This window comes from Streptomyces racemochromogenes, from assembly GCF_039535215.1.
In the GTDB taxonomy this organism is placed as follows: Bacteria; Actinomycetota; Actinomycetes; order Streptomycetales; family Streptomycetaceae; genus Streptomyces; species Streptomyces racemochromogenes.
Genome location: NZ_BAAAWT010000001.1, coordinates 549593 through 568153 on the forward strand (window position 1 = coordinate 549593; position 18561 = coordinate 568153).

An 18561-nucleotide genomic window follows, 5' to 3' on the forward strand; every position below is an offset into this window, starting at 1 on the left:
CCGGGCGTGCTCGGCCTGCCCCGGGGCGTGCCGGGGGTCGCGGCCGGTGGGCAGGTCCTCTAGTCGCGCCTGCGGGCGATCTGCACGTTCTCCAGGACGCCGAGGGCGTCGGGCACCAGGATGGCGGCGGAGTAGTAGGTGGTGACCAGGTACGAGATGATCGCCTGCTCGTTGATGCCCATGAAGCGCACCGACAGGCCGGGCTCGTACTCCTCGGGCAGACCGGTCTGCCGCAGGCCGATGACGCCCTGGTTGTCCTCGCCCGTACGCATGGCGAGGATGGAGCTGGTGTTCTCCTTGCTGATCGGGATCTTGTTGCAGGGCAGGATCGGCACGCCCCGCCAGGCCGGGACCTGCTGGCCGCCGACGTCGACGTGGTCCGGGTAGAGCCCGCGCGCGTTGAACTCGCGCCCGATCGCCGCGATCGTCTTGGGGTGGGCGAAGAGGAACCTGGTGCCGCGGCGGCGGCAGAGCAGCTCGTCGAGGTCGTCCGGGGTGGGCGGGCCGGAGTGGGTCTGGATCCGCTGCTTGAAGTCGGCGTTGTGGAGGAGGCCGAACTCGCGGTTGTTGATCAGCTCGTGCTCCTGGCGCTCGCGCAGCGCCTCGATGGTGAGCCTGAGCTGTTCCTCGGTCTGGTTGTGCGGGCCGTTGTAGAGGTCGGCGACCCTGGTGTGGACGCGCAGGACGGTCTGCGCGACGGAGAGCTCGTACTCGCGCGGGTTGAGCTCGTAGTCGACGAAGGCGGTGGGGAGCTCGTACTCGCCGGTGTGGCCGGCGGACAGGGCGATCTCGGCCTCGCCGTGACGGTTCTGCCGCTGCTGCGGCAGCGAGCTGAACTCCTGGATGTGCGCCTGGAGGGTCGGAGCGGAGGCCAGGACGGCGGCGAACTCGCTGCGGGAGAGGGTCAGCAGGGTGCCCGGGGTCTCCGCGGTGGCGGTGTAGTCCCAGCCGGCGTCGCCGTCGAGCAGGGCGTTCTCGCCGAAGCGGTCACCGTCGGCGAGGGTGGCGATGGCCACCTCGTCGCCGTACTTGCCGAGGGAGGTCTGGCTGATCCGGCCGTGGGCGATCATGTGGATCTGGTCGGCGGGGGCACCGCGCTCGACGAGCACCTCGCCGGCCCGGAAGTCGCGCTGGACGCACCGGCCGGCGAGCGCGGTCAGCACCTCCACGTCGTCGAAGCCGCGCAGCAGGGCGAGTTCGCCGAGCTCCTGGGGGATCACCCGGACCGAGGCGCCGTCCTGGACGAACTCGATCCGCCCGTCGCCGACGGTGTAGCTCAGCCGGCGGTTCACCCGGTAGGTGCCGCCCTTGGTCTCGACCCAGGGCAGGCTCCGCAGCAGCCAGCGGGAGGTGATCTCCTGCATCTGCGGGGCGGACTTGGTCGTGCTGGCAAGGTTGCGGGCGGCCGCCGTGCTCAGGCTGGACTGCTGCGGCGGATCCAGCTGGGCTTCCGGGCTGGTGTCAACGGTCATGCGACGAGCTCTCCTTCGTAAGCTCGGCGACGGACATAAGCGCACGTCACCGGTGAAAAGGAAAAAGAAGGGCGAATTTCCGGAATCCGTCCAGATCCCGAGTGACAGTAACCGCCGCTCCGCTCGGATGACCTTGAAATGCCAGGGGCATTACCTCAATGCAGTGATCTTGATGGCCGGGAGGTTTGGCGCGGAAAACCACGGGTTCCGGCCAGGTCCGGGCATGCGGAAGCCCCTCCCGCCGACGGGTGTTCCGCCGGCGGGAGGGGCTCAGGAGGCCGACCGTCAGGTGCGGTACGCGAAGTAGCGCGCGTCCGGGTAGGACGCGATGATGCTCGCGAGCGACTTCCGGTACGTGTTGGTGGAGTGGTACGTGAGGTACGGCATCCCCGCACGGCTGCGGTAGCTGACGATCATGGAGTGGTCCTTGGACCCGTCCTTGTTGAAGTCAACCTGAAGGATGTCGCCGATGTCCATCTGGTACACGTTCGCCAGGTTCGCGGCCCGCTCGTTGGAGAGCGTGAACCAGGCCCACTCGTTCGCCCCGACCCAGGAGTCGGACTGGCGGGTGCCGTCGTACCACCAGTTGCGGTAGTCCGACGAGGTGCCCGGGACCGGCTTCCAGCCGCCGGCCTGCAGCGACTGGCTGATGAAGTTCGTGCAGTCGCCGCCGGCGCCGTTGAACTTGCGGAAGGCCGGGTTGTAGTTGCTCCAGTACTTCTCCGCGTACTTCGCCATGGCGTTGTAGTCGTACGCGCCGCCGGTCAGCGTCTTGGGCTTGGGCGCCGGGGCCGGGTACTTCGTGGACGCGGGCGTGCCGTCCGGGTACTGGTTGCCGTCGTCCTTGACGGTGGCGGCGACCTTGGCGGCGACCGGCTCGTTGACCGCGACGGGGGCGTTGGCGCTGTCCTGGGACTTGATGGAGTTCAGCTCCCAGGAGCCGCCCTTCTTGCCCGTCAGCGTCAGCTCGTAGCGCGTCTTGAAGTCCGTGGTCTCCGGCTCGTCCCCGCGCACCTTCTTGTAGGTGAGCGTGGTCTGCTCGGTGACCTGGACGGTCGCCTTGCCGCCGGTGATGGTCGCCTTCTCCACCACGACGCGGGTGTCGGCGGCCGTGTAGGCCTCACCGAGCTCCGCGAGGCGGGTCTTGCGGGACTTGAGCGACGCGATCGCCGCGTCCTCGTCCTTCTTCAGCTTGTCCGACAGGCGGGCCTTCCTCTTGGACGAAGGCGCCGCGTCTCGGTGCTTCACGTGGCCGTCGACCAGGGCCTGCGTGCGCTGCGAGAGGACGTCGTCGGCTATGCGGCCGAAGGCGTCCGCGGTGGCGCGGTCGGCTTCCTCCGTCGTGCCCGCGCTCGCGGAGTAGGCGAACAGGCTGCCGGACGCTATGGCCACGGTCAGGGCCCCGATGGCGGCCAGCCTGAACCTCTTAGGTATCACTGTGCATCCCCTTGTCACCCGGTCCACACGGACCGGGAGGACGGAATCTTCGCACAACTGGGCGATGCTGTGGCCGCGTTCCGTTTCGTCCCCGGTTGCCCGGCAATGATCGTTCCGCAAGCCGGCCGCCACGACTCCGCTTCCGCATCGCGAGACGCGCCCGGACGGCGCTCCGGTTCCCACCACCTCCTCACCGTCTTCACAGGAAATGCATCTAGGGTGTACGTGGCAGCGGAGTACGGGGGGCATACGGAGTGAGCAGGCAGGACATGTCCTCGAGAGGGCGATCACGGGGCAGGCGCGCGGCCCCGAAGGGCACCGGCACGGCCCCCGCCGGCCGCCGCAGGAAGTCCGGGAGCCGCCGGGCGGCTTCCGGTTCCGGCCTGGCGAGCCGCCTCGCGCCGGTCCTCGGCCCGGTCGTGGCCAAGGCGCGCCCGGCGCTGCGGCGCCTGCGTCCGGCGTACCCGCGGCCGGGGCGCAGCGGCTGGCGCAGGTGGATACCCTCGGGCCGCCAGTGGCTCGGAGCCGTTCTGTACCTGTTCGTCGGCATGGTCGGCTTCGTCGGAATCGCGTACGCCACAACGGACATACCCGACGACCTCAACTCTTTCGCGACACAGCAGGACAATGTCTACTACTGGTCCGACGGGTCCACGATGGCCCGCACGGGCTGGGTCCAGCGCCAGGAGATGCCGCTGGAGAAGGTGCCCGAGAAGGTCCAGGGGGCCGTCCTGGCGGCCGAGAACGCCAGCTTCTACTCCGATCCCGGCGTCTCGCCCTCCGGCGTGCTGCGCGCCGTGCGCGCCGCGCTGACGGGCGGTGAGACCCAGGGCGGGTCCACCATCACGCAGCAGTACGTGAAGAACGCCTACCTCAACCAGGACCGCACCCTGTCCCGGAAGTTCACGGAGCTGCTGCTCGCCGTGAAGCTGGACAGCCGCGCGGGCAAGAAGCAGATCCTCGAGGACTACCTCAACACCAGCTGGTTCGGGCGCGGCACCTACGGCATCCAGCGCGCGTCCCAGGCGTACTACGGCAAGGACGTCTCGCAGCTGAACGCCAGCGAGGGCGCCTTCCTGGCCTCGCTCCTCAAGGGGGCCGGCCTGTTCGACCCCTCGCTCGGCAAGGAGAACCACGCCCGCGCCGTCGAGCGCTGGAGCTGGATCCTGGACCGCATGGTGGAGACCGGCCGGCTCTCCGCCGCCGAGCGCGCGACCTACACGAAGTTCCCGGAGCCCTCGGACGCCTCCCTGGTGGGCATGCCCGGAGCGCAGAACGGCTATCTGGTGGAGATGGCCAAGGCGTACGCGATCAAGGCCGGGCACCTGAAGGAGTCCGACTTCGACCTCGGCGGCTACCAGATCTACACGACCTTCGACAAGAACCGGATGGCGGCGCTGACCGCCGCGGTCCAGCAGGCGCAGAAGGACTTCGACCCCGAGAAGCGGCCCGACACCGACAAGTTCGCGAAGGTCGGCGCGGCCAGCGTCGCCCGCGACGGCCGGCTGCTGGCCGTCTACGGCGGCCCCGACTACCTGAAGCAGGGCTTCAACGAGGCGAACGCGACCACGATCCCGGCCGGGACGGTGTTCACGCCCTTCGTCTACGCCGCCGCGCTGGAGGACGGCGTGGTGCGCACGCGCGGCCAGGCCCGTACGCCCGTCTCGTCCTCCAGCATGTACGACGGCAACGACCAGGCGACGGTGCAGACGCCCGAGGGCCCGTACTGGGACCGCAGCGGGAAGGTGCTCAAGGGGCACAACGAGGGCGACCGCAGCTGGGGGCAGATCACCCTCCAGCAGGCGGTCGCCAACTCGGTCAACACCCCCATGCTCCAGCTCGGCATCGACGTCGGGGTCGACAGGGTGGAGGCCTACGCCGAGCGTTCCGGGCTGCTCCCGTCGAGCCTCGGGCCGCGGATCCCCACCTTCGCCCTCGGGGAGAACTCCAAGCCCAGCGCGATCCGGATCGCCGGCGCCTACCAGACCTTCGCGGCGGACGGCATGCACACCGACCCCTACTCGGTGCGCTCGGCCACCCGGGCCGGCGCCGCCGTGCCGCTGGACCCGCCGAAGGCGGTCAAGGCGATGTCGCAGAAGACCGCCCGCACGGTGACGGAGGCCCTGCGCTCGGCCGTCAGCGAGGGTTCGGCGAAGTCCGCCGCCAAGGCGCAGCCGGGCGCGGCGGGCAAGACGGGCACGACCTCGGCGAACACGGCCGGCTGGTTCGTCGGGAGCACCGCGCAGGAGACCACGGCGGTGGTGGTCTACCGGATGTCGCTGCTGGACCTGATCCCGCTGCCGCTGACCGGGCTGGGCGGCGACGCCCCCACCAGGCCCGGCAGCGCGCGGGCGGTCGACCTGTGGGCCGACTACGCCAAAGCCGTGAAGTAGCCGGGGCCCGGAAGCGGACGGAAACGGCCCGGGCGCCGGGAACGGCGCAGGGACCGGACACGACGGAGGGGCCGGGTGGCGTGTGCCGCCCGGCCCCTGCGCCTTCCGCGTCCCGCGGTCCTACTTGACGACCGCCTTCCAGTCCGGCGCCTGCGCCGGGTCGAGCATCCGCAGCTGGGCCAGGACCTTGGGGTCCTGGGCGTCCATCCAGTCCGCCACCTCGCGGAACGAGGCACAGCGCACGTCCTGGCGGTTGCAGACGTCCTTCATCACGTCCTCGACGGCCTTCATGTAGATGCCGCCGTTCCAGTCCTCGAAGTGGTTGCCGATGAACATCGGGGCCCGGCTGCCGTTGTAGACGCGGTTGAAGCCGTTCATGTAGGAGCCGCGGACCTGGTCCCGCCACGCGGGGAACTTCGCCGGGTCGCCCTGGGTGCTGTCGCCGGACTGGTTGTAGAGGAAGTTGAAGTCCATGGAGAGCACCTGCACCTCCTTGCCCTGGAGCGGGACCAGCTGGAGGGGGAAGTTCCAGATGCCGTCGATCTTGGACGGCCACAGCTGGAAGTCGCCCGAGGAGCTCGCGTCGTAGCGCCAGCCGTACGGCTTGATCGCGGTGATCAGGTTCTTCTGCCCCTCCAGGCAGGGCGCGCGGCCGCCGACCACCTCCCGGTCCGGGTCGAAGGGCAGGGGCGCCTCGGTGCTGAAGCCGGTGTTGGTCTTCCAGGCCTTCATGAAGCCGTACGCCTGGTCGATCTCGCTCTTCCACTCCTCGGGGCTCCAGTCCCCGCCGCCCTTGGGCCCGCAGAAGTGCCCGTTGAAGTGGGAGCCGATCTCGTTGCCGTCGGTCCAGGCCCCGCGCAGCTGCTGGAGCGTGGTCTTCACGTGCGGGGCGGTCGGGTACGAGATGGCGGCCGAGCCCTGGCCGTGCTGCGGCGGGCGGTAGAGGTTCTTCTTCGCGTCGGGCAGGAGGTAGATGCCCGTGAGGAAGAAGGTCATGTGGGCCTTGTTCTGCTTGGCCACCTGGCGGAAGTGCGAGAAGAGGTGGTCGTCGCCCTCCAGGGCGCCGTCCCAGGAGAAGACGACGAACTGCGGCGGCTTCTCGCCCGGCTTCAGCTTCTCGGGCTTGAGCTGTCCCGGCTGCGGCCCCGTGTAGGAGGTGGAGCCGTCGCCCAGCACCTCGACCTTGCCGTCCCAGTTCGGCTTCGGCCCCTTGCCGAAGCCCGGGCCGCCGGTCACGCCGCCCGCGCCCGCCGGGGCCGCGAGGCGCGCGTCGCGCTGGGCGTCGGAGGAGCCCGAGAACCCGACCGCGAACGCGGTGGCGGCCCCGCCGACGACGAGGACGGCGCCGGCTATGCCCAGGCGCTTGCGGTTGCGGGTCTTGCGGCGTGCTTTGCGGGCCGTCCGGGACTTCGCCCGTGCGCTGCCGGCGGCGTCGGTCTCGGCCATCGCGGTCGTACCCCCCTGAATCTCCGCAGCCGGGCCGCGCGTGGATGCTTCGTACGAATATAGAACTTGTTGGCACACCACCCGTACCACACCCCCCGCGGAACACCCTTTCACAGCCGATCCACAGCCCGGAGGCCGTTCGCGGCACCGGGTGTGCGGCACTCGGGTGAATCCCGGGGTCCGGCGGTGTGGCCCGCCGGACCCCGGGTGTCTTCGGGCGATAACGGCAGCATGACGCAGCCCCCCACGGCCGAGGCCGCCGAGATCAAGGTCAGCTTTGCCGGGACGGAGGCCGCGGCGGCGTTCGACGCCCTCGGTCTCGACCGCGACGAGGGCCGGCGCCGGTCCGTCCACTTCTGGGACAGGCCCGTGAGGACCTCCGGGGCGGAGGTGGACCTGCCGCTCCTGGAGCACGGCGTCATCCTGCGGCTGCGCCGGGACCGGGAGGGGCACGGCTCGAAGGAGGAGGCGGACGTCACGGTCAAGCTGCGTCCGTGTCCCGGGCTGCCGCCGCGCTGGCTGGAGGGGCGGGAGGGCGAGGACTGGGAGTACCGGATCGAGGAGGACCGGGCGGCGCCCGCGTTCAAGCCCGTGGTGGCGGCCTCGCTGCAGGCCGGGGTGGGCTTCGCGGCCTCCCTCGACCCCGGCTCGCCCGGCCGGCTGCTGGTGGAGGAGCAGCTGGAGCTGCTGGGCGCCGCCGGGCCGGCGGACGGAGGGCTCGGCGGGCTGACGGCGCTGGGGCCGGTGCACGCAGTCAAGTGGAAGCAGGAGTGGGAGGAGCTGCCCCGGGCGGTGGCCGTCGAGGAGTGGACCACCGAGGGCGGGCTGCGGTTCCTGGAGGTCTCGGTACGCGCGGACGTGGAGGACGCGGCGGACGCCCAGGACCTGCTCGAAGGGGCCCTGCGCGCACGCGGCCTCGCCCTTCCCCCGACCGGCGACACCAAGACCAGGATCGTGATGACGGCGCTCGCCCGCGCCCTGCCGGCGTAGCCGCGCGTCACCCGGTTGCCTCCTGCGGTGGGCGTCCGCGCCTTGGGGGCGTTGACTGGGAGGCCCGGAACAGCTTGGGAGGCATGATGGCGGCGTTCGCGTGGGCGCGTGGTGCGGCGGGTGGCGCGGTGCTGGTGGTGCTGGCGTTCGGTGCCGCGGGCTGTTCGGACGGCGGCGGCACCCCCTCCGGTGCGGTGTCGAGCGCAGCGGCGGCGGTGAAGTCGGCCGGCGAGGCGGTCTCGTCCGCCGCAGCCGACGCCGCGCGGGCCGCGGAGTCCGCCGCGGCGGTCGCCAAGGACAAGCTCGCCGGGGTGAAGGACGGGGTGGACGCCTCGGGCCAGGTGTCCCTGGGCCCGGTCGCCACGGACGCGGAGGGCCGTACGACGGTTCCCGTGACCGTACGGAACACCGACGGGGAGCAGAAGTCCTTCGCGGTGCAGGTCGAGTTCAAGGACGAGGGCGGCAAGCTCCTCGACACCGTGGTGGTCACGGTCACGGACGTCGCCGGCCACGGTACGGGGACGGGCACGGCGCGCAGTACGCACGGGCTGTCCGGCACGGTGCGGGCGGAGACCGGTACGGCCCTGCGCTACTGAGGGGCGGTGACGCGGTGGCCCCGGTACCCGCCCGGCCGCACCCCGGCGGGCGCCGGCCGGGCGGGTCGCCGGCGGGTTACGCGGCCGGCTGCTGCTGGGTGACGCAGTGGATGCCGCCCCCGCCGGTGCCGAGGCGGTCGATGTTGAGCTGCTCGACGACGCGGCCGGGGAAGAGCCGGGCGAGGGTGGCCCGGGCGGCCGTGTCCGCGCGGGTGTCGCCGAACTGGCCGGAGATCACCGCGCCGTTGCAGACGTAGTAGTTGGCGTAGGAGGCGAGGAAGTCCGGGTTGGTCGAGCGGATCTTGTAGTAGTCGGGGCCCTGGAGCTGGTCCGCCGAGATGCGGGTGCCGTTCGCGGCGGTCGCCGCGGACAGGATCTGGTACTGCTGCCGGGCGTCCTTGGCGTAGGCGTCGGTGTCCGTGGCGAGCGGCATCTGGACCAGGGCCCTGCCGGGCGCCAGGAAGCGGGAGGTCGCGTCGACGTGGTCGTCGGTGATGTCCTGGCCGCGGACGCCGTCGAACCAGATGACCTTGGAGGCGCCGTACGCGGTGCACAGCGCGGCCTCGATCTGCGCCTGCGACATCCCCGGGTTGCGGTTGCCGTTGACCAGGCTGCTGCGGGTGGCCATGAGGGTTCCCGCGCCGTCCTGCTCGACGGCGCCGCCCTCGCCGACCAGGGCCGCGCTGGTGAACGGGACCCCGGTGTAGGCGGCGACGCGCCCGGCGACCAGGGCGTCCTTGGCGTGGGCCTGGCGGTTGCCCCAGCCGTTGAAGTTCAGGCCGACCGCGTCCAGGCCGCCGGCCCCGTCCGTACGGAAGACCGGGCCGGAGTCGCGCATCCAGCAGTCGTCGACGGGGATGGAGGTGAGGACGGTGACGGTGGGGCCGCACAGCGAGCGGGCGCGGGCGGCACTGCCGGAGTTGGCGCACAGGTGGACCGGCTCGTACTTGGCGATGGTGCGGGCGATCAGGGCGATGTCCGACTGGACGCCGGAGAGCTTGCTCCCCCAGATCGCGGTGCTGTCCGGCCAGGCCATCCAGGTGCGGGTGTGGCGTACGTCCTCGATCGGGACGCGGAAGGCGCCCGCGGCGGCCGGACGGGCGGCGGGCCGGGCCGACGCCGGTGCGGCGGCGGTGACGGCGGCGCCGGCGGCGGCGAGGCCCGCGGCCGTGAGGAAGCGGCGCCTGTCCATGCCCGGGCGGGGCGGACCGGCTGCGTGGTCGCTCATGGGGATCTCCTTCGGGTCTCCGACTCCCCCGCGGCGGTGCGGGGGTGACCGGAAAGCTAAAACTGGCCAAGCGCTCGGTCAATAGTTCTGGCAGGACCGTTCCGGAGGTTCCGGGAAAGGCGCAGGTGGGGTGCGGGAGGCTGACTAGAGTGACGCCATGGCTGCTTCCGCGAAGGACTCCCCGGACCTCTCCCCGCCCCCCGCGCCGGCGGGGGCGGGCGCGGGCCGTACCCGGGTCTCGGCCAAGGGCGAGCAGACCCGGGCACGGCTGATCGCAGCCGCGCGGACCCTCCTCGCGGGCGGTATGAGCGAGCGCTTCACCACCCGGAACGTGGCGGCCCTCAGCGGCGTGTCGCACGGGATGTGCCACTACCACTTCCAGGACCGGACCGATCTGGTCCTCGCGGTCGTCGCGGACATGCGCCCCGAGTGGATCCTCCCGCTGGAGGACGCCGTCGCGGCGCCGGGGTCCTTCGCCGAGCGGGCCGAGCGGGTGGTCGGGCTGCTCTCCCGGCCCGAGGGCACGGAACTCTCCCACCTCCACTCGGCGCTGCACTGGCACGCCCTGAACGACTCCCGGGTCCGCGCGTCCCTGGAGGCCGAGTACCGGCGCTGGCGGGGCTGTTTCACCGCCCTGTTCGAGGTGCTCGCCGAGGAGCGGGGCGGGGGCGTCGACCCGCGCCTGCTGGGCGAGGCCGTGGCTGCCGCCGTCGACGGCCTGGCCGCCGTGGAGTCGCTGGGTGCCGAGGTCGACCCGGGCCCGGTGCTGCGTACGCTGCTCCGCACGCTCGCCGCCGGGTCCTGAGCCGCCCCGTCCTACAGCGCCCGCCGGGCCCCGGCGATGGCGTCCGGGTCCCAGCCCGGCCGGGGGACGGAGTCCAGCAGCAGCCGGGTGTACGGGTGCCGGGGCGCGGCGAGGACCTCCTGCGTCGGCCCGCTCTCGACCACGGCTCCCCGGCGCATCACCACGATCTCGTCGGTGACGGACCGGACGACGCCGAGGTCGTGGGTGATGAACAGGTACCCGATCCCGGTCTCCTCCCTGATGTCGGCGAGCAGGTTGAGGATCTGCGCCTGGACGGAGACGTCGAGGGCGGCGACGGCCTCGTCCAGGACGAGTACGGCCGGCTCGACGGCCAGCGCGCGGGCGATGGCCACCCGCTGGCGCTGCCCGCCGGAGAGCTGCCGGGGCCGGGCCTCGGTGGCCCGGGCGCCCAGGCCGACCTGGTCGAGCAGTTCCCGTACCCGCGCGGTGTGGTCGCGGCCGGGGAAGTGGAGGGCGAGGGTCTCGCGCAGGGCGGCCCCGACCGGGGTCCGCGGGTCGAGCGAGAGGTACGGGTCCTGGAAGACCATCTGCACCTGCCGGGCCCGGGCCAGCCGGGCGGCCCTGCCGCGGGTGCGGCCGGGCCGGGTCAGGCCGCGTACGAGGACCTCGCCCGCGTCGGCCCGCTCCAGGCCGACGACGATGCGGGCGGTGGTGGTCTTGCCCGAGCCGGACTCGCCCACCACGCCCAGCGATCCGCCCTCGGGCAGGGCGAAGGACACGTCGTCCACGGCGCGGACGGAGCCGAAGGTGCGGTGCAGGCCCCGGACTTCCAGCAGGTGCGGGGTGGCGGCGGGGCTATCGGGCATCGGCGGTGCTCCCTTCGAGCCGGTCGCTGTGGTGGCAGGCGGCCCGGTGGTCCGGTCGGCCGGGTGCGGACGCCGGGTGCGGGGCGCGGTGGTCGCAGATCTCCGTGGCGAGCGGGCAGCGGGCGGCGAAGCCGCAGCCGGGCAGCTCCTCGCGCAGGTCGGGCGGGCGGCCGTCGATGGCGGCGAGCCTTCCGCGGGGGCCGTCCATGCGCGGGGTGGAGGCGAGCAGGGCGGCGGTGTACGGGTGCCGCGGCCGGGCGAAGAGGGCCTCGGCGGGTCCGGTCTCGGCGATCCGCCCGGCGTACATGACGTAGACCCGGTCGCTGATGGCGGCGGCGAGGTCGAGGTCGTGGGTGACGAACAGCAGCCCGGTCCCGAAGCGTGCGCGCAGCGACGCGAGGAGGGAGATCACCTCGGCCTGGCTGGTGACGTCGAGGGCGGTGGTCGGTTCGTCGGCCAGCAGGAGGGCGGGGTCGCCCATGAGGGCGGCGGCGATCACGACGCGCTGGAGCATGCCGCCGGAGACCTGGCCGGGGTACCTGCGCAGGACGGACTCGTCCAGGCCGACGGCCCGCAGCAGTTCCGTGGCGCGGGCGGTGGCGGCGGGCCGGCCGAGCGTCCCGTTGAGGAGGACGCTCTCGGTGAGGAAGTCGCCGACGCGGCGCAGGGGGTTGACGGCGGCGCGCGGGTCCTGGAAGACCATGGCGGCCGTGCCGGCCCGTACGCCGCCCAGCTCGGCCGGGGTCATGGCGAGCACGTCGCGCCCGCAGACCCGTACGGCCCCTTCGGCGCGGGCGCCGGGCGGCAGCAGTCCCAGGGCGCTGCGGGAGGTGATGCTCTTGCCGGAGCCGGACTCGCCGACGAGGGCGACGGTCTCGCCGCGGGCGACGGTGAGGTCGATCCCGTCGAGGACGGGCCGGGCGGTGCCGGGGAGGGTGACCCGCAGCCCGCTGACGTCGAGGGCGTGCTCGGGGGTGGTCGCGGGGGTGCTTGCGGGGGTGTTCATCGGTCTCTCCTGGCGACGCGGTCGGCCCAGCGTTCGCCCACCACGTTGAAGGCGACCACGGTCAGCACGATGACGGCGCAGGGCAGGACCGCGGACAGCGGGTAGCCGTGCTGGATCGCGGTCTGTCCGTCGAAGACCATCCGGCCCCAGTCGGGGGTGAGGGCGGGGACGCCGAGGCCGAGGAAGGACAGCCCGGCGAGGTCCATCAGGGCGTAGCCGAAGTTGATGGTGGACTGGGCGAGGACGACAGGGGCGATGTTGGGCAGGACGTGGCGCAGGCAGATCTGGAGGGCGGAGTGGCCCTGGACCCGGTAGGCGCTCACGTAGGGGCGGGCCGCCTCGGCGAGGACGAGGGAGCGGGTGAGGCGGCTGACGTAGGGCAGGTAGGCGACGGCCAGGGCGATGACGGGGGCGAGCAGTCCTTCGCCGTACACGGAGATGATCAGGATGGCCAGCAGCATGCCGGGGAAGGCGAAGACCAGCTCGGTGCTGCGGGAGAGCAGCGAGTCGAGCCAGCCGCCGCGCCAGGCGGCGGCGGTGCCGACGGCGACCCCGGCGAGGGTGGAGAAGACCACGACGCCGAGCGGGCCGAGCAGGGAGGTACGCGCGCCGAGCAGCAGCCGGGAGAGGGTGTCGCGGCCGGCGGCGTCGGCTCCGAGGGGGTGCTCGGTGTCGGGGCCGGCCAGGGCGTTGCCCAGGTCGACGGCGTTGGGGTCGTGGGGTACCAGCCAGGGCGCGAGGAGCGCGGCGAGGACGACCAGGCCGACGAGGCCGAGGCAGGCGAGGTGGAGCGGGGAGCCCGCGGCGCGGATCCTGGAGATGCCGGGGCGGCGGGTCAGTACGGCGGTCATACGGCGGCCCCTCTGGTGCCGAGGGTGACCCGGGGGTCGACGAGCGGGAGCAGCAGGTCCACGACCAGGTTCACGGCCATGAAGAGGGCGACGATGATCAGCGAGATGGCCTGGACGGTCGGGAAGTCCTTGGTGCTGGTGGACAGTTCGAGGAGCTGGCCGATGCCGCCGACGCTGAAGGCGGTCTCCACCAGGACGGTGCAGACGAGGAGGGTGGAGACGATCAGGCCGCCGGTGGTCAGGACGGTGCCGAGGGAGTTGCGGAACACGTGCCGGCGGATGACGTGGCGTTCCGGTACGCCGCGGCTGCGGGCGACGGTGACGTGGTCGCTGTCGAGGGCTTCGGCCATGGCGGAGCGGGTGACGCGGGCGAGCATGCCGATGAGGTAGAGGGCGAGGGCGGTCGCGGGGAGCGCGAGGTGCCAGAGCGTGTCGGTGAGGCCCTCTCCGGCCCCGCTGGTGGGGAACCAGCCGAGCTTGACGGCGAACAGGCCCTGGAGCAGGACGGCCGCGACGAAGGACGGGGTGCCGACGGCGAAGGTGGTGGTGACGAGCACGGCGGTGTCGGTGGCGCCGCCGCGGACCGCGGCGAGGCGGCCGAGGAACAGTCCGACGGCCACCACCACGAGGAGCGCCATGGTGACGAGGAGCAGGGTGGTGGGCAGCCGGTCGGCCAGCAGGCGGGAGACGTCGGTGCGGTAGGTGATGGAGCGTCCGAAGTCGCCCTGGAGGACGTCGCCGAGCCAGCGGCCGTAGCGTACGAGGAAGGGCTCGTCCAGGTGGTACTGGGCCTTGACGGAGGCGAGCGCTTCGGGCGAGGCCGAGCGGCCGGCGAGGAGGAAGCTGGCCGGGTCGCCGGGGGCCAGGTACATGGCCCCGAACACCACGAAGGAGGCGGCGAGCAGGGTGGCGGCCATCTCCCCCAGCCGGCGTGCCGCGAATCGGGCGAAGCTCACTGTGCGGCTCCCACGGCGGCGGCCCACGGGTGGTACATGTACGAGATGGTGGTCGGGGCGCCGGTGATCCGCTTGTTCAGGAACACGGCGGTGGGCCATTCGGCGACGGGGATCCACAGCAGCTGTTCGGCGGCCTGCCGCTGGAGCCTGGCGACGGTCTCCAGCCGTTTGCCCGGGTCGTAGGCGGCGGTGGCCTCGTCGACGAGCCTGTCGTACGCGGGGTCGCTGTGGCCGGCGAAGTTCATGTAGGCGCCGGTCTTGAAGTTCGCCAGCAGGTCGAGCGGGTCGGTGATCGAGTCGTAGTAGGTGAGGGGGAACATGTCGATGCCCTCGCGTGCCTGCGGGTCGGTGAAGAGCGCGGTGAAGGCGTTGGGGGCGATGGTCTTCAGCCGGATGTCGAGGCCGATGCTCGTGCCGGCGGCCTGTACGGCGGTGGCGAGGAGGGAGACGTCCTGGCCGATGGAGCTGGTGGCGACGGTGAGGGTCTTGCCGGTGGCGCCGGCCTCCTTGACGAGGGCCTTGGCCCGCTCGACGTCCTGGCCGCTGGGCGGCAGTCCGTCGAAGGCGGTCTTGAGGGTCTGCTCGGGGGCGGCGGCCCAGGCGGCGCGGGTGGTGAGGGAGCTGGTGACGGTGCCGGCGCCGCCGAGTCCGGCCTTGACGAAGCCGGTGCGGTCCAGCGCCAGGGACAGGGCGCGGCGGACGCGGACGTCGCCCAGGGGGCCCTGGGTGTTGGTGACGTTGACGTTGACGGTGCTCAGGCCCTCGCCGAAGTAGAGGGTGCCGACGCCGCTGCCGCGCAGCCGGCCGTAGCTCTCGGTGGGGATGAGGTAGCCGCCGTCGATCTCGCCGCTGAGCATGGCGTTGGTGCGGGCGGAGGGGTCGGTCAGGAACCGGAAGACGGCCTTCTTGGACTTGGCCCTGGTGCCCCAGTAGCCGTCGAAGCGGTCGAGTTCGATGGACTGGCCCTTGTTCCAGGTGCCGAGGGTGAAGGGGCCGGTGCAGCCGAGGCCGCCGGTGGTGCCGTAGTCCTTGCCGGCGGCCTCGACGACGGCCTTGGAGGCGACGACCCCGGCGGCGGTGGCCATGTACTGGGGGAACTGGGAGTCGGGCTTCTTGAGCTTGACGGTGACCTGGAGCGGGCCGCTCTTGGTGACGGACTCGACGTTCTGGAAGTTCTGGGCCCAGGCGGCGGCGTTCGCGGGGTCGGTCTGGCGGCCGAGGCTGAAGACCACGTCGTCGGCGGTCATCTCCCCGCCGCCGTGGAAGCGCACGCCGGGCCTCAGGTCGTACACCCAGGTCGTGGGGTCGGGGTTGGAGGCCTTGCGGGCGAGACCGGGCTCGGTGGTGAGGTCCGGGTTCCAGCGCATGAGGCTTTCGCACACGTTGGACAGGACGGTGTTCTGCGGGTAGTCGAACGCCACCGTGTAGTCGAGGGTGGGCGGTTCGGCGTAGACGGCCCAGGTGAAGGAGTCGATCTCGCCCTTGGCCTCCGGAGTGGAGGCGGACAGCTTGACGTCGGTGACGCCGCCGGACCTGTCCTTCGGCGGGCCCGCACAGGCCGCGAGGAGGGCGAGGGAGGACAGGACCGCGGTGGCGGCGGCCGCGGTGCGCGTGCCCGCGGGCCGGCGGCGGGGGCGTCTGGCGGTGCGGGGTGGTGGGGTGGTCATCGTCGCGCTCTCTTTTCCGTGAGGGATGCGGGGAGGAGCGGGCGGACCGCGCGGGCGGTCCGCCGGGCAGGTCCGGTCCGGTCAGCCGCTGGTGGTGCGGGCGGCCGGGACCTGCTGGGTGATGCAGTGGACGCCGCCGCCGCCGAAGGCGATGGCGAGCGCCCGGACGCCGACGACCTTGCGGCCGGGGTGGGCGGAGGCGATCACGGCGAGGGCCTCCTCGTCCTGGGGCAGGCCGGCCACCGGGACGACGACGCCGCCGTTGGCGACGTAGTAGTTGAGGTAGGACACCTCGATCTCGCCGCCGGCGAGGTCGGCGAAGGCGGTCTGCGGGACCTCGACGAGCTCCAGGCGGCGGCCCCGGGCGTCGGTGACGGCCTCCAGCACGGCGCGGTTGGCGCGCATCCGGGCGTAGTCCGGATGGGCCGGGTCCTCGGGGAGGGAGATGACGACGGTGCCGGGCGCGGCGAAGGCGGCGACGCCGTCGACGTGTCCGTCGGTCTCGGTGTCGAGCAGACCGCCGTACGGCAGCCAGATGACCTTCGTGACCCCGAGCCGGGCCTTCAGCTCGGCCTCGATCTCCTCGCGGCTCATGCCGGGGTTGCGGTTGGGGTGCAGCAGGCACTGCTCGGTGGTGATGAGCGTGCCCTCGCCGTCGACGGTGATCGCGCCGCCTTCGAGGATCATGTCGGAAGGGATGCGCGGGGTGCCGACGTGCTCCAGCAGCAGGGCGCTGACGCGGTCGTCGGAGTCCCACGGGTGGTGCTTGCCGCCCCAGGCGTTGAAGCGGAAGTCGACCCCGGCCCGGTTGCCCTGGGCGTCGAGGACGAACAGCGGGGCGGAGTCGCGGAACCAGGAGTCGTCGAGGGGCAGCTCGATGACGGTGACCGTGTCCCCGCAGTGGGCGCGGGCGTCCTCGGCGTGGCCGGGAGGGGCGACCATCGTGACGGGCTCGAAGGCGGCGATGGCGCGGGCCACGTCGGCGTACTCCTCCTTCACGGCGGGGAGGACGCTGCCCCACAGGTCCGGGCGGGTGGGCCAGGCCATCAGACAGCCATCGTGCGCGGACCACTCGGCGGGCATACGGTATTCAGCCATCAGGTGTCTCATTTCTTGCGTTGGCGGAGTCTGTCACCCGACTGAAATTTCAGTCAAGAGGCAGGGCATGCGTGCGGTCAGAGGAAGTAGAGGCGGTTGAGGGAGACCGCGTCGGCGGCCCCGGAGCGCAGGGGGGCGCCGTCGAGCGTGACCAGGCCGCTCCGGGGGTCCACGTCCACGGCCCCGAGGCGGTCGTTGCCCACCATGTCCTTGGGGCCGATGCCCCGGGTGCCGCGCACGGCGACCCTGCGGCGGCGGGTGCCGAGCGAGTCGTACGGGGCGCCGAACGAGCCCGATTCGGCGGCGGCCCGGCTGACGAAGGCCACCGAGAGGTCGGCGGGGGCCGCGCCGTGGGCTCCGAAGAGCGGGCCGAGGACGAGGGGTTCGCAGGTGTCGGTGGCGGCGTTGGGGTCGCCGGTGACGCCGTAGGCCGGGAAGCCGGACTTGAGGACCAGCTGCGGCTTGGCGCCGAAGAACGGGGGACGCCACAGGACGATGTCGGCGAGCTTGCCGATCTCGATGGAGCCGATCTCGTGCGCCAGGCCGTGGGCGATGGCCGGGTTGATCGTCAGCTTCGCCATGTACCGCAGCACACGGGCGTTGTCGTCGCCCTCACCGTCACCGTCCAGCGGGCCCAGCTCGCCCTTCATCTTGGCGGCCATGGCGAAGGTGCGGCGGATCGTCTCACCGGCCCGGCCCATGCCCTGGGCGTCGGAGGAGGTGATGCCGATCGCGCCCAGGTCGTGCAGGACGTCCTCGGCCCCCATCGTCCCCGCGCGGATCCGGTCACGGGCCATCGCCGCGTCCCCGGGAAGGTCCGGCTTCAGGTCGTGGACGGAGACGATCATGCCGTAGTGCTCGGCGACCGCGTCCCGGCCGAAGGGCAGCGTCGGGTTGGTGGAGGAACCGATCACGTTCGGCACGCCCGCCATCTTCAGCACGTTGGGCACGTGCCCGCCGCCGCAGCCCTCGATGTGGAAGGCGTGGATGGTGCGGCCTTCCAGCACCCGCAGGGTGTCCTCGACGGACAGGCACTCGTTGAGGCCGTCGCTGTGCAGGGCGACCTGCACGTCGTGCTCCTCGGCCACGCGCAGCGCCGTGTCCAGGGCCCGGGTGTGCGCGCCCATGTCCTCGTGCACCTTGAAGCCCGACGCGCCGCCCTCGGCCAGGGCCTCCACCAGCGGAGCGGCGTCCGAGGAGGAACCGCGCGCCAGGAAGCCGATGTTCACCGGCCAGGCGTCGAACGCGTTGAACCCGTGCCGCAGGGCCCAGGGCGAGTTCACGCCCACACCCCAGCTCGGCCCGATCTCCTGCCCGATGATCGTGGTCACGCCGCTCGCGAGCGAGGCCTCCATGATGCGCGGGGAGAGCAGGTGGACGTGGGTGTCCACGGCCCCGGCGGTGGCGATCAGACCCTCGCCCGGGATCATCGTCGTACCCGTTCCGACGACCACGTCGACCCCGTCGAGGGTGTCCGGGTTGCCGGCCCGGCCGATCGCGTGGATGCGGCCCTCGCGGATGCCGATGGACACCTTCCGGATGCCGAGGACGGCGTCGATGACGAGGACGTTGCTGATCACCACGTCACAGGTCTCACGGACGGCGGCGCCCTTCAGGTGCAGGCCGTCGCGGGCGGTCTTGCCGAAGCCCGCGAGGAACTCGTCGCCGGGCTTCTGGGCGTCGTACTCGACGCGGACGGTCAGGCCCGAGTCGCCGAGCCGGACCCGGTCCCCGGCCCGGGGGCCGTGCACCGCCGCGTACTCGTGCGGGTCGATGTGGCGGCTGTTGC

15 protein-coding genes are annotated in these 18561 nt (G+C 72.3%); 4 read left to right on the forward strand and 11 right to left on the reverse strand.

Annotated elements, in window-relative coordinates; all coding sequences use genetic code 11:
• Positions 1–59: 59 nt before the first annotated feature.
• Both ABD973_RS02595 and ABD973_RS02600 read right to left on the reverse strand, forming a co-directional pair.
• Entirely contained in the window at positions 60–1472 is a 1413-nt protein-coding gene (locus ABD973_RS02595; RefSeq protein WP_345498139.1) for a family 2B encapsulin nanocompartment shell protein, read from the reverse strand.
• 285 nt (positions 1473–1757) lie between these two features.
• On the reverse strand, positions 1758–2909 hold the full coding sequence (locus ABD973_RS02600; protein WP_125823414.1) for an amidase domain-containing protein: 1152 nt from the start codon (positions 2907–2909) through the stop codon (positions 1758–1760).
• A 269-nt stretch (positions 2910–3178) separates the two neighbouring features.
• On the opposite strand from ABD973_RS02600, the gene ABD973_RS02605 reads away from it, so the two are divergent.
• A complete protein-coding gene (locus ABD973_RS02605) occupies positions 3179–5302 on the forward strand; it encodes a transglycosylase domain-containing protein (RefSeq protein ID WP_345498142.1) in 2124 nt (707 codons plus the stop codon).
• 120 nt (positions 5303–5422) lie between these two features.
• Here the strand turns inward: ABD973_RS02605 and ABD973_RS02610 are convergent, their stop codons facing one another.
• Positions 5423–6748, reverse strand: coding sequence for a polysaccharide deacetylase family protein (locus tag ABD973_RS02610; RefSeq protein WP_125595966.1), 1326 nt, complete (start codon positions 6746–6748; stop codon positions 5423–5425).
• 231 nt (positions 6749–6979) lie between these two features.
• Between ABD973_RS02610 and ABD973_RS02615 the strand changes: the two genes are divergently transcribed.
• Positions 6980–7738 carry a hypothetical protein gene (locus ABD973_RS02615; RefSeq protein ID WP_125823412.1) on the forward strand — a complete coding sequence of 253 codons (759 nt, stop codon included), beginning with the start codon at positions 6980–6982 and terminating at the stop codon, positions 7736–7738.
• Positions 7739–7821: 83 nt separating this feature from the next.
• Positions 7822–8334, forward strand: a complete 513-nt coding sequence (locus tag ABD973_RS02620) for a hypothetical protein (RefSeq protein WP_241253459.1) — start codon at positions 7822–7824, stop codon at positions 8332–8334.
• A 76-nt stretch (positions 8335–8410) separates the two neighbouring features.
• On the opposite strand, the gene ABD973_RS02625 is transcribed toward ABD973_RS02620, so the two are convergent.
• Positions 8411–9562 carry an agmatine deiminase family protein gene (locus tag ABD973_RS02625; protein WP_125595961.1) on the reverse strand — a complete coding sequence of 384 codons (1152 nt, stop codon included), beginning with the start codon at positions 9560–9562 and terminating at the stop codon, positions 8411–8413.
• 157 nt (positions 9563–9719) lie between these two features.
• Between ABD973_RS02625 and ABD973_RS02630 the strand changes: the two genes are divergently transcribed.
• Positions 9720–10367, forward strand: a complete 648-nt coding sequence (locus ABD973_RS02630) for a TetR/AcrR family transcriptional regulator (protein WP_345498148.1) — start codon at positions 9720–9722, stop codon at positions 10365–10367.
• A gap of 11 nt (positions 10368–10378) precedes the next feature.
• Here the strand turns inward: ABD973_RS02630 and ABD973_RS02635 are convergent, their stop codons facing one another.
• The 7 genes from ABD973_RS02635 to ABD973_RS02665 form a co-directional block, all read right to left on the reverse strand.
• Complete coding sequence (locus ABD973_RS02635) at positions 10379–11194, reverse strand: ABC transporter ATP-binding protein (RefSeq protein ID WP_125823409.1); 816 nt, start codon at positions 11192–11194, stop codon at positions 10379–10381.
• On the reverse strand, positions 11184–12200 hold the full coding sequence (locus ABD973_RS02640; protein ID WP_125823408.1) for an ABC transporter ATP-binding protein: 1017 nt from the start codon (positions 12198–12200) through the stop codon (positions 11184–11186). Before ABD973_RS02640 ends, ABD973_RS02635 begins: the two co-directional genes overlap by 11 nt.
• Positions 12197–13051 carry an ABC transporter permease gene (locus ABD973_RS02645; RefSeq protein ID WP_125823407.1) on the reverse strand — a complete coding sequence of 285 codons (855 nt, stop codon included), beginning with the start codon at positions 13049–13051 and terminating at the stop codon, positions 12197–12199. The genes ABD973_RS02640 and ABD973_RS02645 overlap by 4 nt, the downstream gene beginning before the upstream one ends.
• A complete protein-coding gene (locus ABD973_RS02650) occupies positions 13048–14007 on the reverse strand; it encodes an ABC transporter permease (protein WP_125595945.1) in 960 nt (319 codons plus the stop codon). Before ABD973_RS02650 ends, ABD973_RS02645 begins: the two co-directional genes overlap by 4 nt.
• Positions 14004–15674 carry an ABC transporter substrate-binding protein gene (locus ABD973_RS02655; RefSeq protein ID WP_345498154.1) on the reverse strand — a complete coding sequence of 557 codons (1671 nt, stop codon included), beginning with the start codon at positions 15672–15674 and terminating at the stop codon, positions 14004–14006. Before ABD973_RS02655 ends, ABD973_RS02650 begins: the two co-directional genes overlap by 4 nt.
• Before the next feature lie 81 nt (positions 15675–15755).
• Entirely contained in the window at positions 15756–16772 is a 1017-nt protein-coding gene (locus ABD973_RS02660; protein ID WP_125823405.1) for an agmatine deiminase family protein, read from the reverse strand.
• 77 nt (positions 16773–16849) lie between these two features.
• Positions 16850–18547 carry an urease subunit alpha gene (locus ABD973_RS02665; protein ID WP_425586115.1) on the reverse strand — a complete coding sequence of 566 codons (1698 nt, stop codon included), beginning with the start codon at positions 18545–18547 and terminating at the stop codon, positions 16850–16852.
• Between the last annotated feature and the right edge of the window lie 14 nt (positions 18548–18561).

Coding starts and splice junctions, on each gene's coding strand:
- ABD973_RS02595 (WP_345498139.1), bottom strand. CDS start 1,472: ATGACCGTTGACACCAGCCCGGAAGCCCAGCTGGATCCGCCGCAGCAG.
- ABD973_RS02605 (WP_345498142.1), top strand. CDS start 3,179: ATGTCCTCGAGAGGGCGATCACGGGGCAGGCGCGCGGCCCCGAAGGGC.
- ABD973_RS02610 (WP_125595966.1), bottom strand. CDS start 6,748: ATGGCCGAGACCGACGCCGCCGGCAGCGCACGGGCGAAGTCCCGGACG.
- ABD973_RS02615 (WP_125823412.1), top strand. CDS start 6,980: ATGACGCAGCCCCCCACGGCCGAGGCCGCCGAGATCAAGGTCAGCTTT.
- ABD973_RS02620 (WP_241253459.1), top strand. CDS start 7,822: ATGATGGCGGCGTTCGCGTGGGCGCGTGGTGCGGCGGGTGGCGCGGTG.
- ABD973_RS02625 (WP_125595961.1), bottom strand. CDS start 9,562: ATGAGCGACCACGCAGCCGGTCCGCCCCGCCCGGGCATGGACAGGCGC.
- ABD973_RS02630 (WP_345498148.1), top strand. CDS start 9,720: ATGGCTGCTTCCGCGAAGGACTCCCCGGACCTCTCCCCGCCCCCCGCG.
- ABD973_RS02635 (WP_125823409.1), bottom strand. CDS start 11,194: ATGCCCGATAGCCCCGCCGCCACCCCGCACCTGCTGGAAGTCCGGGGC.
- ABD973_RS02640 (WP_125823408.1), bottom strand. CDS start 12,200: ATGAACACCCCCGCAAGCACCCCCGCGACCACCCCCGAGCACGCCCTC.
- ABD973_RS02645 (WP_125823407.1), bottom strand. CDS start 13,051: ATGACCGCCGTACTGACCCGCCGCCCCGGCATCTCCAGGATCCGCGCC.
- ABD973_RS02655 (WP_345498154.1), bottom strand. CDS start 15,674: ATGACCACCCCACCACCCCGCACCGCCAGACGCCCCCGCCGCCGGCCC.
- ABD973_RS02660 (WP_125823405.1), bottom strand. CDS start 16,772: ATGGCTGAATACCGTATGCCCGCCGAGTGGTCCGCGCACGATGGCTGT.